Genomic DNA, 13,610 nt, shown 5'->3' with positions numbered 1-13,610 from the left:
AATATTATTGTAAGTTCGTAAAAAAAGGAAAATAGTATTTTAAATAAACATTTATTTTTAAAAATTCATTATGAGATAAAAAAACTTAAGTAGTAAAATAACATCATAATCCAAAACTCAAAATTAATAATCTACTTTAAACTTTCAACTAAATCACTTAAAACTGACCAACGCTCCATTTTCTGTTCTAACTGAGCTTCTTTCTCTTCAATATCTTTAGAAAGTTTATAAGCTTCATCAAAATTAGAGCCTACACCTTGTAATTTTTCATTTAGTTGCTCAATCTCATTCTCCAGCTTTTCGATGTCTGATTCAATACCGTCCCATTCTTTTTGTTCTTGATAAGTTAATCGCTTTTTCTTTTGCTCTTTTTGATAAACTGGTTTTTCAATTGTCTCTTTTACAACTTCGACTTCACGTTTTTCGTTCGATTGTCGATCTAAATAATCCGTATAACTTTCTAATGTAGATGAAATTTCCCCTTCACCTTCGAAAATTAATAATTTATTTGTAACTTTATCTAAGAAGTAACGATCATGTGATACGGTAACTACTACTCCACTAAAATTCTCAATATAGTCTTCTAAAACCGTTAAAGTATCAATATCTAAATCGTTTGTTGGCTCATCAAGTAATAATAAATTTGGAGCAGTCATTAAGAGTCTTAATAAATATAGTCTTCTTTTTTCGCCACCTGAAAGTTTTCCCAATTGTACTCCGTGCGATTGAGTAGGAAATAAGAATGTTTCAAGCATTTGTGAAGCTGAAATTGTTTTTCCATCTGGTGTATGAATGACTTCTGCTTCATCCTTAATATAATCAATCATTCTCATTGTTGGATTCACATTTTCTTGTATTTGAGTATAGTATGCTACCTTAACTGTTTGTCCAATTTCAATTTCACCAGAATCAACTTGTTCTTCTCCAACAAGCATTTTCAATAAAGTTGTCTTACCCGCACCGTTTTCACCAATTATTCCAATTCGATCAGTTTGAAGTAAAAGCAAGTTAAAATTATCTAAAATCTTTTTCTCGTTAAAAGACTTATTAACATTTATAAACTCAACAACTTTTTTACCTAAACGAGTTTGTTGGAAGCTCATCTCTAATTCCACTTTTTCTTGATTGTTTAGTTTACCCGAAAGGTCATCAAATCGTTGAATACGAGCTTTTTGCTTAGTCGTTCTAGCTTTTGCCCCTCTACGCATCCAAGCTAATTCTCTTCTAAATAAATTGTTTCTTTTTTCATTAGTCGCTGCCTCTTGTTCTTCTCGAGCAGCTCTTTGTTCAATATAATACTGATAGTTACCTTCATAACGATAAATATTACTATTTGATAGCTCTAATAATGCTGTAGTAACTTCATCTAAAAAATAGCGATCATGAGTTACAAATAATACCGCGTTTTGCAGTCTTTTTATGTATTCTTGTAAAAATACGATACATTCATAGTCCAAATGGTTCGTAGGCTCATCTAAAATTAATAAATCACATGGATGTATTAATGCTTTTGCTAAGGCTACTCTTTTCTTCTGACCACCTGAAAGTAATGAAACATCTAAATTTAAATTTGATAAACCTAATTTCGATAAAATTGTCTTTGCATTTGCTTCTAAATCCCAACCATTTAATGAATCCATTTCAGCTTGTAATTTTAGTAATTCATTTTGTAAACCTTGATTAGATGGATCTTCACCAAGTGCTTGTAAAGTTTTTTCATATGATTTTACTAAAACCATTACTTTATCATCACTCTCAAATACTGCTTCAAGAATCGTTTGCTTTTTATCAAAGTCTTCATGTTGAGGCAAATAACTTACTACATAATCCTTTGGAGTAGTAATTTTTCCTTCATCAGCTGACTCGATACCAGCAATAATTTTTAATAAACTCGATTTACCAGTTCCATTTATACCTAATAATCCAATTTTCTGTCCTTCGCTTACGGTAAATGAAATTTTATCGAATAAAGTTTTTTCCCCATAAGTTTTAATTAAATTCTCTACACTTAAAATCTTCATATTTTAAAATTCCACTCTTTCATAAATTCATCGATGAATTTTTCTACAAATAGATGTCTTTCCTCTGCCAATCCTAATGCTGTATTCGTATTCATTAAGTCTTTTAGTTTTAATATTTTTTCATAGAAGTGATGTAACGAAGAACTTTTGTCACTTCTATATTCCTCGATCGTCATGTTTTCTCTTATTATAAACTCTGGGTTAAACATACTACGACCTTTTTTACCTCCGTACGCAAACGTTCTAGCAACACCGATTGCTCCAATTGCATCCAAGCGATCAGCATCTTGTACAATTTTACCTTCTAAAGAGGTTGGAATAACCCCATTCCCTCCTTTATAGGAGATATTTTCTATTATGTACATGATTTCGTTTACTTCTTTATTACTATTTAATAATTCATTTAGAACTAATTCTAATTGAGTTTTCTGAGCTTCAAGATCATCATGTAATTTATCATCTATTACATCGTGTACTAATGCTGCACATTCTACGATGAATTGATTTGCATTTTCTTTTTGAGCAATATGTACAGCTAAGTTTCTAACCCGGTCAATATGATGCCAGTCATGTCCAGAACTATCACCTTGATGAAGATTTCGAACATAATTTTCTAATTGTAATATGATTTCCTGTTGATTCATACTCGTACCTCCATAAATCGACTAGTGATATTATATCATTTTTCTTTCACCGTAAAACATTAATAGGTTAAGTGAGAATTAAATTTACGAAAAAAGAATTTGTCAATTAATTAATGGATTGCTCATTGATAAGTAAGTTGTACCTATTGATTTCCACTACAGTGTGCTCGCTTTCCATGGGGCGAGACCTGAGCCTCCTCGGCGCCGCCTGTGGGGTCTCAGCCTTCCCGCTAATCCCATAGGAGTCGAGCACCCTTCCGTTCCAATCAAGCTCTTTATAAGAAATAATAATCTTAATAACAAAAGAAGAGTCAATTGAACGAATGAATTACCCTTAATTATTCAAATTGTAACTTATGATGACGACTTACACATCTTTCCAAATATTGCTCGTCAAAAGAGAGATATTTTAATTATTTCAAGTTAGTTGAAACTTTTATATATCAACCAAAAATACTCATTTATCAATCAGATGACAGATAAAACTATAATAAATAGACTATTTTTTTATAGAAATTCATTTAATGTTTGTATTTTTCAATATTGACTACAACATATTTCAACAATCTGAAAAAACCTTCACTTATAGTGAAGGTTTTTAGCGTGTAGTCCAATTCTACAAATTATGATTTTATATATAAATAAAAATCAATGATATTGAGTAGTAAATTTGTTTTTAAATCCATTAGGATTAGATTTATGCCATTTCCAAGCATCTCTAATGATCAAATCGATGTCTTCATACTTTACTGTCCATCCTAAAACTTTTTTAGCTTTCACTGAAGAAGCAACTAGAATACTTGGGTCACCTTCTCTTCTAGAACTGATTTTATATGGTATTGGGTGCTTAGTTATTCGACGTACTGCTTCAACAATTTGTAATACTGAATACCCCTTATTATTTCCAAGGTTAAAAATATCACTTTTCCCACCATTAAAAAGGTAATTAAGAGCTAGTAAATGAGCATTAACTAAATCTTCAACATGAATATAGTCTCTAATACACGTACCGTCTGGAGTATTGTAATCATCTCCAAAAATAGAAATCTCTTTCCTTTGATTTAAAGCAACTTGTAAAATCAATGGAATTAAATGAGTCTCAGGAGAATGGTCTTCTCCAATTTCGGATGAACTTTTTGCTCCAGCAACATTAAAGTATCTTAGTGAAACATAATTTATACCATATGCTAAACTACTCCATTTCATCATCTTTTCCATCATTAATTTTGTTTCACCATAGGTGTTCGTTGGATCTGGAATGAAGTCTTCTGAGATCGGTACTATTTTAGGCTCACCATATACAGCAGCCGAAGATGAAAAGACGATATTTTTAACATTAAATTCATTCATTACTTCTAATAGAACATGTGTGCCAAATACATTATTGCTAAAATACTCCAACGGTTTTTCCATTGATTCACCAACTAGACTATTTGCTGCAAAATGTAATACACCATCAATCTTTTCACTTTGGAATACTGATCTTAAAAATTCCTTATCTCGAATATCTCCATTATAAAAAATGGCTTCTGAATGAATCGCTCCTTTGTTTCCTGTCTGCAAATTATCAACAATTATCACATTTACGCCATTTTCAATCAGCATGTATACTGCGTGTGATCCTATATAACCAGCTCCGCCAAGTACTAAAATATTCATTTTGATCACATTCTTTCGTTTTTAAGTTGTTTTTTGGTCATATTTTTATTTTTAAAAACAAGCAATTTTTGACCAAAGTAATTTAAAACCGTATATAACCCAGAACTAATTAAAACAGCTAAGTCATTTTTATAATTAAGAGATATGAAATCTTGTAAATTTAAAATGTAATCAATTATTTTAGCTCCGAGATTAAATGCTATAAAATAACAGGTTAGTATGACTATGATAAACAATGGAATACTTTTTTTTACAGAGCCTTGACTTTTAAATGTAAAATTTCGATTTAAAATATAACTTACACAAGCTCCTATAGAATTTCCAATAAATGTTGAAATCCAATAAGACAAACCAAATAAATGAAGTAGTAAATAAATGAATGATAATCCTACAATTGTATTTGCAATTCCTACTGCAATAAAACGGATAAATGTCTTATTCATCTTTGCCCCTTATTTACTAGTACAGTATCGCTCATTGTATATAAATCTGTTTCAATAGCATATCTAGGTCGATTTTTTACTTCGTGATAAATCTTTCCAATATACTCACCGATCATTCCGATTCCAATTAATTGAACTCCACCTACAAACCAAATTGAGACCATTAATGATGGCCATCCACTAACCGTATTTCCTAATAAATGTTGAACTATTGCATAGCCACCTGCGATCAAACTAAATATGATGGATAAAAACCCAAGCAGTGATACAAATCTAATCGGAGCTATACTAAATGATGTGATCCCGTCGAACGCAAAAGATAGCATCTTTTTTAATGGATATTTTGATTCACCTGCAAACCGTTCTTTTCGATCGTAATAGACATTAGTTGATGGAAACCCTACAAGAGGTACTAAGCCCCTTAAGAATAAATTAGTCTCTTTATATTTGAATAATTCATCTAATGCCCTTTTACTCATTAATCGGAAATCCGCATGATTAGGAACTAGATTAATCCCTATTTTACCCATGAATCGATAGAATCCAAGCGCTGTTGAACGCTTAAAAAAAGTATCTGTTTCTCTACTGTCTCTTACGCCATAGACAATATCAAAACCTTCTATATACTTTTCTACAAAATTACGTATTACATTAATATCATCTTGTAAATCCGCATCGATTGAAACTACACAATCGGATTGCTTATTAGCAATTTCAAGCCCAGCAATTAGTGCGTTTTGATGCCCTACATTTTTAGCAAGCTTTAATCCTTTAACAAATAGATTATCGTTACTTTCTTTTTCTATTAATTCCCATGTACGATCCTTACTTCCATCATCTACAAATAGAATTTTGCTATCATCTGAAATAAGAGAATCATAAATTAATTCTTCAATTAAGTAAGTGAGTTGATAGGCTGTTTCTTCAAAAACTTCCTGTTCATTGTAACAAGGTACAACAATTGTTAATAAAGGTATCATGTATAATCACGTCCTTATAAAGTGGTTATTTTACTTCGTATAGATAGATGCGCCATGCTGAATGATCATCATTAAAAGTCTTCATCAATCTAAGTCCATTACTATTAGCATTTTCAATTGGGACAGCCGCAAAAATATATTCCCCACCCAACTTTTTAAATTCGTTAATATTTAGTTGTAAATGATGGATTTTTACGTTCGAGTTCTTTTTAAATTCATAATTTTTACCTAGTTCAGCTACAAATAAATAGCATCTTCCACCCCAATGGTCAAAATAATTTTCAAGTAATGGGCTTTTTTCAAGTTCAGGTGCAATTATTTTTCTAAATTCGTGTTTATATTTTAACGAATAAAAATTATTATATGTATCGAGTGTGTAAAAACCGTTGTACTGAGCAATCGCAGGGTGAATGCCAATACTTGCAACCCGATAACTATTTTTAGGTTTACCAATATATTTTGAGATTTCACTAAATTGATTAACTGCATAAAATTGTTTAAAAGATGGTTTCCCCACAACCCGATAGACAATCTCGTCATTAGCACAAAACATCACGATTACTTGAACTACTAAACAAATTTTCACAAACTTTTGCCAACCTTTTCCCTTTAACCAAAGAAGACAGGCCCCAACAGCAAACATTAAATAGATAATTAAAGGTCTTAAAAAATGAAATCTCGCAAAATTAAACGTATTTAAAAGCTGAAATTGTTCTTTTACTGGCTTCCATCCTTTATAAAACCAAAAGGCGTACCAAACGGATAATAAAAAATTAAGAATAAATAAGTATAGAAACCTTTTTTCAATAATTCCTCTTTTTTTATTTCTTAAAGTCCAGAATACAATAAAAGATAAAGGTACAATGACTAGAGTGTGAAGTGTTAGAACATGGGTATGGCCTAAAAAATAATTCTTAAACACTAATCGAATCGTATGCCAAAAACCCAATGTAGAGCTTAAAAACTCATTTCTACTTGTTGGTTCAGATGGAATGACTAGTGAGAATACAAGTCGATATTCTACTGCTAAATACATTAAAGTCATTAATAAAATACTTAAAAAGAAGACTAGATTGATTTTCTTTTTTACAAATACATCTCTTAACCATAGCAATCCCATAAATACTAAAAAGAAAAAGAATCCTAATACAAAACTAGAATAAAAGGGTAATAAAATAAGGGTAATCCAGTCTTTCCAGGAATATTTCCCAATTCTTATATTTAGAAACGCCCAAAGTGCTAGTGGCATCCCCAATGTACTTAGCATTCCAGACGGCCAAAATGGTGTTAGTGCAAATGCAAGTGAGACCCATACTCTAATAAGGTAATTTTCCTTTGATGTTATAAAATGCTTTTTTAACAAGATATACATCCCAAAAAACGCAAAAAATCTAGTAATTGTCTGTCCTATGGAATAAGCTAGCATTGGCGAAAAGAGATTATTTAGCAGCTGTATACCACTAAATTCCGTTCCATAAGCATTTCTTGGCAATCCATTAATAATCTGTGGGATTGTGGAATTTAATTTACCAAATAATTGCCCTGAATTTCTAAGTGTTTTATACCATGCAATATTTGAATCTAAATTATCATGTACTCTAATATGAGCATTTTCTCCTAATATGAAAAGTGGAGAAACATAAATGATCATTAAAATTGTTGCAATCAATAAATGTTTATTTTCCTGACTTAGTTCCTTAAATAGTTTCATATTTATTACACCACTTTGTTTAAATATTGTTTTTGGGTTACTGATTAATATTTCCCTCCCTTTATCTTTTTAGTTTTAATTCCTAGCTCTTTCTCACATCTATTAATATTAAAATTCTTTTCTGAAAATCAGATGAAAATTTGACTAAAATTTCATTTAAATTTCCCTATTATTTTCAATAAGTAAAAAATATTCATTTTATAATGTGCATAAAAATTTGATTAGGTTAATTTCTTTAATAGTATAAAAAGTTTTTAGAATTCATTAAATCATGTACTTGAGGTGTAATCATGCTGATTTTTGTGGATGACGAACAAAAAAAGTTTCATCTAACAAATGGAAGAATTAGTTATGTATTTTATGTCATGAAAAATGGTCACCTGGGGTCTTTGTATTTTGGAAAAGCAATTGACATTCATTCTAATTTTACTCATATCCAAAATGACAATTCTTCTACAACATATACTTCTTATTATTATGCTGATCGATCTATTAGTCTTGAAACGATTAGACAGGAATATCCCGTATATGGCACTTCCGACTATCGTGAACCAGCATTAAGTATTCGTCAGTTAAACGGTAGCCATATTACTAACTTTATCTATAAATATTATACAATTACAAAAGGAAAACCAATTTTACAAGGTTTACCTGCCACTTATACAGAAAATGAAGAAGAGGCTGAAACAATTCAAATTGTTCTAGAAGACTCAACTCTTAAAGCTGTGCTTGTCATTACCTATACAATATTTAAAGATTTATCTGTTATTACTAGAAGTGCATATATTTGTAACCAAGGAAATGAACCATTTTATTTAGAGCGATTCATGAGTGCGTCGATTGATTTCCCTGACCATGATTACATTATGATTCAGCTAAGTGGTGCATGGTCTAGAGAGAGACATATAAAGGAACGTCAGCTAGAGATTGGTACACAAGGCATCTCGAGTTTACGAGGTTCAAGTTCACATCAACATAACCCATTTCTTGCCTTTAGAAGAAAAGAGACTACAGAAAATCATGGTGAAGTATTTGGTTTTAATTTAGTTTATAGCTCAAATTTTATTGCTCAAGCTGAAGTTGATCATTATGATATGACTCGAATCACGATGGGAATACATCCGTTTCGTTTCACTTGGAAATTATCTGAAAACGAACACTTTCAATCCCCTGAAGTAGTGATGGTGTATTCTGATCAAGGAATGAACGGAATGAGTCAAGCTTTTCATGATTTATATCGAAACAACCTAATTCGTGGAAAGTGGAAAAATAATGAACGACCTATCTTAATAAACAATTGGGAAGCCACTTATTTCAATTTTAATGAAAAATCCTTACTTCAAATCGCAAGAGAAGCAAAGCAGCTTGGGATTGAATTATTTGTATTAGATGATGGATGGTTTGGTAAAAGAAATAATGCTACTAGCTCTCTAGGCGATTGGTATTCAAATACGGAAAAATTCCCTAAAGGAATAAATAGTTTTGCAAATAAAATTAAAGAGTTAGGTTTAAAATTTGGTCTTTGGTTTGAGCCTGAAATGGTTAGTCATAATAGTAATTTATTTAAAAATCATCCTGATTGGATTATTCGTACACCTAATCGACAAGTTTCTTTAGGAAGGCATCAACTAGTATTAGATTTCTCGAGAAAGGAAGTTGTCGATCATATTTATAAAAAAATGGCACAAGTTATAAAAAATACAAATTTGGACTATATAAAATGGGATATGAATCGAAATATTACTGAGGCTTATTCTAAGAAGTTAGCTAATGATCAGCAAGATGAATTTTTTCATCGGTATATTTTAGGTGTGTATGAGTTATATGAACGACTAGTAAGTGATTTTCCAAATGTGTTATTTGAATCATGCGCTGGCGGTGGTGGTCGATTTGATCCTGGTTTATTGTTTTATGCACCACAAGCATGGGCTAGTGATAATACAGATCCAATTGAACGATTAAAAATTCAATACGGTACCTCACTACCATACCCAATTTCTAGCATCGGATCACATGTATCAGCATCACCTAATCATCAAACATTTCGTTATACCCCATTATCAATTAGAGCCAATGTCGCATTCTTTGGAACATTTGGTTATGAATTAAATCCTTCGATCCTTACAGAACAAGAAAAAATAGAAATTAAATCGCAAATACAATTTTACAAACAGCACCGATCATTAATGATGAAAGGAGATTTTTATCGGTTACTTGATCCTTTTAAGGAAAACGAAGTAGCTTGGATGGTAGTATGTAAAAACAAAAATGAAGCCATTATAGGTTGGTACAAAATATTAGTAAGTCCAAATCCACCGAAGAACCAGACTTTAAAACTGACAGGTTTAAATCCAAATACGAAATATTTACTAAACAATACGAATCTCTCTTTTCATGGAAGCGAATTAATGGAAAATGGAGTCCCCTTACCACTCGAATTTAATGGTGCCAATAAAAAAATTGCAAAACGAGCAGGTGATTTCCAATCTTGCATCTTTCATCTTGTTTGTTGTGATTAACTGAATGAAACTCGTACTTAATGGCTTTTAACAAAGTTCGAAAAAATTGAAATATTGACCAATCAAACGCTTGTCTTTTCGTGCAGCAAATCTTGCAGATGTGCGATAAACACAAGCGTTTTTATATGGTCGAAAACCATTCAACATGAAAGAAGGTTCTTAAGCTTTCAATAATTTCTCAATTGTCGCTCTCATCTCTTGAGGATTTGTTTGAGGAGCAAATCGTTCAATGACTTCACCATTTTTATCAATAATAAATTTAGTAAAATTCCATTTTATTGATTTTAACCCCATTATACCAGGAGCTTTTGAGCTTAAATATTTAAATAGTGGATCTGCTTTGTCACCATTTACATCAATTTTCGCAAAAACAGGGAAAGTTACACCAAAATTCAATTCACAAAAACTTTGAATTTCTTCATTTGAACCTGGTTCCTGATTCATAAATTGATTACATGGAAAACCAAGTATTTCTAATCCATCTTCTTTATATTCTTCATATAATGCTTGTAAATCTTTATATTGAGGTGTATATCCACATGCACTTGCAGTATTTACAACAATCACAACTTTATCTTTATAATTTGAAAGAGATACATCTTCGCCCTTGCTATCTTTTACTTCAAAATCATAAATACTCATTTCACATTCCTCCTACTTCCTTATAATGTTAATAGTAATTATTTTCCATCAAAAAGTCTATTCTAATTATTATATTTTGAAAAAAACCTTCAAACCTATTAGTATTTAAATTATAGTTTAATTAAACTAATTTCTTCACCTTTTAACTAAAGAATGGAGGTAAGTGTATGCAAGATTTAGGTTTTAATACATATTTAATTGATTTATATGATTTATCGTTTCAGGAACGAACGGGTAGCTATATTATATTAGATGAAGAGATTACAATCATTGAAACAAGTGCAAGCCCTTCCCACGAGTATTTATTAAAAGGTTTAAAAGAGTTACAAATTTCATTTGACAAAATTAAAAATGTTATCGTAACACATATTCATTTAGATCATTCAGGTGGCGCTGGCTTACTAATGGAAAAATGTCCAAATGCAACTCTTTTTGTACATCCTAAAGGAGCTAGGCATTTAGAAAATCCGACAAAATTAATTGCGAGTGCAAAACAAGTTTATGGTGATGATTTTGATCGTTTATTTAACCCAATCCTTCCAATTGACTCTACTAAAATTTATCAGGTAGCCGATGGTGAAGAGCTTGTCATTGGTAAAAATCGTAAACTAACATTTTTACATACTCCAGGGCATGCTAATCATCATATTTCAATTTTCGATTCTTCGAGTAAATTTATGTATACAGGAGATACATTAGGTATTTATTATCCACAGCTACAAAAGGAAATAGGAACATTTATTTTACCATCGACATCACCTAATCAATTTTCATACGAAGCAACTCTAAGTTCATCAAGAAAAATTCAAGAGTATAATCCGGATGCTATTTGCTTCGGTCATTATGGATTAACTAGAGATACAAATTTCGTATATGAGGCTTTAAAACTATATTTAGATCGTTTTATAAAACTAACTGCTACCTCGATTGAAGAAAATAAAGAAAAACCTTTTTATGAGAAAAGTAGGATTCTGTCAGCAGCATTATACAATGAAGCAAAGCAGAATCTTAAAAATAAAAATGTTGATGAGAGTAACCCGGTTTTCCAGATTATTAAATTAGATTTGGAAGTTTCCGCTATGGGATTAGTACTGGCTATGGATCAAAAATAACAAAATAAAAAACTTCAGCCATTTGGCTGAAGTTTTTATTATTTTTTAATCTTTTTTATTGGTTTATTTTTGCTCGAAACAGGTTTTTTGTTTTGATTCGAAACTGGTTTGGTTCTTTTTTCATTTGATTGATTTTCATTTGATTGATCATCATTCAATTGTTTTTCTTTCATTTCGATTTTTTGTATTTCACCGTGTGAAACCGTTAAATGTTCAAAAAACAATTTTTGCGTTCCTCTTAAGCTAAATAAGTTCTTTTTCTCTCGAGGTGTTACCAAGTTTATAACAGTACCTTGTTTACCCATTCTTCCTACACGGCCACTTCGATGAGTATATTGTTCAACTTTTTCTGGTACATCAAGTGTTATAACGTATGGTAACTCTTGTAAATCAATTCCTCGTGCTGCTACGTCAGTAGAAAATAGTAAAGTAGTTTTACCAATTTGAAGATCTTTTAAAACTCGGCTTCTTTCCATTTTCCCTAGTTTTGAATGCAGTACCGCTGTTTTAATTCCTCTAAAATTTAATTTAGAAGCGAATCCTTCAAGTTTAAATGGATCATTACTAAATACGATTGCTTTCATATTTTGAACAGAACCAATTCTTCTAAGTAATTCTAGCTTCTCTCTTTCTTCACAAGGAATAAACCCATGGACTATATTTCCTTCCAAGCTTTGCTCAATCGAAATTTCTTTTAGATTTGAACTTGTTTCTTTTGCAAACTGCATTGCTCCCGGTGTTATTGTTGCAGATAAGAATAATAGTTGGCGATCTTTCATTGTTGCTTTGACAATTTGCGGTAAATCTTTTTGATCATCTGTTTTTAATAATTCATCTACTTCATCAAAAACAATTGTCTTAACACAATGCATTTTTAATTTTTTCTGTTTAATTAATTGTGAGATTCGACCCGGTGAACCAACGATAATTTTAGGCTTCTGTTTTAATTTTTCAATCTGGCGTTTTATATCAGCTCCACCAACAATTGAAGCAGCCTTTATATTTGTATTTTGTGTATAGTCTTGGACAACCTGAAAAATCTGCATTACAAGTTCACGAGTTGGAGCCATGATAATAATTTGAGGATTTTCTTCCTTTTCATCAACCTTATTAATCAATGGTAAAACATATGCAAGAGTCTTACCAGTACCTGTTGGAGATTGCGCTATAACATCGTTCCCATCTAAAATCGCGGGGATTGCTTCCTCTTGAACTGGTGTCCATTTCGTAATATTATTTGCTTTTATTTTTAAGATTGTTTGTTCTGCTAATTGAAAATGTTCCATTTAAATCTCCTTTAATATTTGCTCATCGTACCATTGTAACATTATTTCTGTATTATGTACCAATTCTTCTATTAGATCGAAGTCATCTTCGGTCATTTTATTTTGAAATTTTATGTTTACTGACGATTCAATGATATTTTTATCTAAAATTGAGTGTTTAATGTTATAAAATGGAGTGAATTGTTCATTTGTCTTATTTTGAAATAAAAGTAGACTTCTTTGAATGATTTCGATTTCTAATGGTTTAGGAAAGGAAAATTCAATTTCAATATAACAACCTACTTCAGTATTTCCATTAATTAATTCATTATATAAATCACTAGCTGTTGTACTCATTGAAAATTTGCAACTTGTTGTCTTAATCAACTTGTTTAACTTTCTAAATTTAATTGAGAATAATCGATCCATCTTGGAAAGATTAACAAAGTCATTTCGATCGATGATTTCATATTCTCCGTCTAGATCTTTGTCATATATAAGCCCTTCTATTACAACCTTCATATTATCAAAAGCGGTCGGATCAAACATTTTCTAAACTCCTTTAATCTATAGATTCCTTTAATTCGTTTATTTTCTATTATGTATCATAATAA

Annotated in this window: 11 protein-coding genes; 2 read left to right on the top strand and 9 right to left on the bottom strand. The window is 30.9% G+C overall.

Annotated elements, in window-relative coordinates:
• Positions 1-131: 131 nt before the first annotated feature.
• The 6 genes from ACFVR2_RS05345 to ACFVR2_RS05320 form a co-directional block, all read right to left on the bottom strand.
• Positions 132-2,021, bottom strand: a complete 1,890-nt coding sequence (locus ACFVR2_RS05345) for an ABC-F family ATP-binding cassette domain-containing protein (protein WP_387359536.1) — start codon at positions 2,019-2,021, stop codon at positions 132-134.
• Positions 2,018-2,665, bottom strand: a complete 648-nt coding sequence (locus ACFVR2_RS05340; protein ID WP_387359534.1) for an HD domain-containing protein — start codon at positions 2,663-2,665, stop codon at positions 2,018-2,020. Before ACFVR2_RS05340 ends, ACFVR2_RS05345 begins: the two co-directional genes overlap by 4 nt.
• A 648-nt stretch (positions 2,666-3,313) precedes the next feature.
• Positions 3,314-4,324, bottom strand: coding sequence for a UDP-glucose 4-epimerase GalE (galE, locus tag ACFVR2_RS05335; protein ID WP_387359532.1), 1,011 nt, complete (start codon positions 4,322-4,324; stop codon positions 3,314-3,316).
• Between the two features lie 5 nt (positions 4,325-4,329).
• Positions 4,330-4,767, bottom strand: coding sequence for a GtrA family protein (locus ACFVR2_RS05330; RefSeq protein ID WP_387359530.1), 438 nt, complete (start codon positions 4,765-4,767; stop codon positions 4,330-4,332).
• Complete coding sequence (locus ACFVR2_RS05325) at positions 4,764-5,747, bottom strand: glycosyltransferase family 2 protein (RefSeq protein ID WP_387359528.1); 984 nt, start codon at positions 5,745-5,747, stop codon at positions 4,764-4,766. The genes ACFVR2_RS05330 and ACFVR2_RS05325 overlap by 4 nt, the downstream gene beginning before the upstream one ends.
• A 25-nt stretch (positions 5,748-5,772) precedes the next feature.
• Complete coding sequence (locus tag ACFVR2_RS05320) at positions 5,773-7,458, bottom strand: DUF6044 family protein (protein WP_387359526.1); 1,686 nt, start codon at positions 7,456-7,458, stop codon at positions 5,773-5,775.
• Positions 7,459-7,748: 290 nt separating this feature from the next.
• Here ACFVR2_RS05320 and ACFVR2_RS05315 point away from each other — a divergent pair, with 290 nt between their 5' ends.
• Positions 7,749-9,977: an alpha-galactosidase gene (locus ACFVR2_RS05315; protein WP_387359524.1), complete on the top strand. Its 2,229-nt coding sequence runs from the start codon at positions 7,749-7,751 to the stop codon at positions 9,975-9,977.
• 159 nt (positions 9,978-10,136) lie between these two features.
• On the opposite strand, the gene ACFVR2_RS05310 is transcribed toward ACFVR2_RS05315, so the two are convergent.
• Positions 10,137-10,619, bottom strand: a complete 483-nt coding sequence (locus tag ACFVR2_RS05310) for a glutathione peroxidase (protein ID WP_387359522.1) — start codon at positions 10,617-10,619, stop codon at positions 10,137-10,139.
• Positions 10,620-10,786: 167 nt separating this feature from the next.
• Between ACFVR2_RS05310 and ACFVR2_RS05305 the strand changes: the two genes are divergently transcribed.
• A complete protein-coding gene (locus tag ACFVR2_RS05305) occupies positions 10,787-11,731 on the top strand; it encodes an MBL fold metallo-hydrolase (protein ID WP_387359520.1) in 945 nt (314 codons plus the stop codon).
• 38 nt (positions 11,732-11,769) lie between these two features.
• Here ACFVR2_RS05305 and ACFVR2_RS05300 read toward each other — a convergent pair whose 3' ends face one another.
• Positions 11,770-13,017, bottom strand: coding sequence for a DEAD/DEAH box helicase (locus ACFVR2_RS05300; protein WP_387359518.1), 1,248 nt, complete (start codon positions 13,015-13,017; stop codon positions 11,770-11,772).
• Positions 13,018-13,545 (bottom strand): hypothetical protein, encoded by a 528-nt coding sequence (locus ACFVR2_RS05295; protein ID WP_387359516.1) that lies wholly within the window; start codon positions 13,543-13,545, stop codon positions 13,018-13,020.
• Positions 13,546-13,610 lie beyond the last annotated feature (65 nt).

The sequence above is a fragment of the Gottfriedia sp. NPDC057991 genome (assembly GCF_042886615.1).
Classification (GTDB): domain Bacteria; phylum Bacillota; class Bacilli; order Bacillales; family Bacillaceae_G; genus Gottfriedia.
The sequence above is the reverse complement of the archived record's forward strand: the minus strand, read 5'-3'. Positions and strand labels throughout refer to the sequence as shown.

Excerpts from the sequence above, each read along its gene's own strand:
- ACFVR2_RS05295 (WP_387359516.1), bottom strand. The coding sequence starts at position 13,545 with ATGTTTGATCCGACCGCTTTTGATAATATGAAGGTTGTAATAGAAGGG.
- ACFVR2_RS05325 (WP_387359528.1), bottom strand. The coding sequence starts at position 5,747 with ATGATACCTTTATTAACAATTGTTGTACCTTGTTACAATGAACAGGAA.
- ACFVR2_RS05340 (WP_387359534.1), bottom strand. The coding sequence starts at position 2,665 with ATGAATCAACAGGAAATCATATTACAATTAGAAAATTATGTTCGAAAT.
- ACFVR2_RS05315 (WP_387359524.1), top strand. The coding sequence starts at position 7,749 with ATGCTGATTTTTGTGGATGACGAACAAAAAAAGTTTCATCTAACAAAT.
- ACFVR2_RS05345 (WP_387359536.1), bottom strand. The coding sequence starts at position 2,021 with ATGAAGATTTTAAGTGTAGAGAATTTAATTAAAACTTATGGGGAAAAA.
- ACFVR2_RS05300 (WP_387359518.1), bottom strand. The coding sequence starts at position 13,017 with ATGGAACATTTTCAATTAGCAGAACAAACAATCTTAAAAATAAAAGCA.
- ACFVR2_RS05330 (WP_387359530.1), bottom strand. The coding sequence starts at position 4,767 with ATGAATAAGACATTTATCCGTTTTATTGCAGTAGGAATTGCAAATACA.
- ACFVR2_RS05305 (WP_387359520.1), top strand. The coding sequence starts at position 10,787 with ATGCAAGATTTAGGTTTTAATACATATTTAATTGATTTATATGATTTA.
- ACFVR2_RS05320 (WP_387359526.1), bottom strand. The coding sequence starts at position 7,458 with ATGAAACTATTTAAGGAACTAAGTCAGGAAAATAAACATTTATTGATT.
- ACFVR2_RS05310 (WP_387359522.1), bottom strand. The coding sequence starts at position 10,619 with ATGAGTATTTATGATTTTGAAGTAAAAGATAGCAAGGGCGAAGATGTA.
- galE (WP_387359532.1), bottom strand. The coding sequence starts at position 4,324 with ATGAATATTTTAGTACTTGGCGGAGCTGGTTATATAGGATCACACGCA.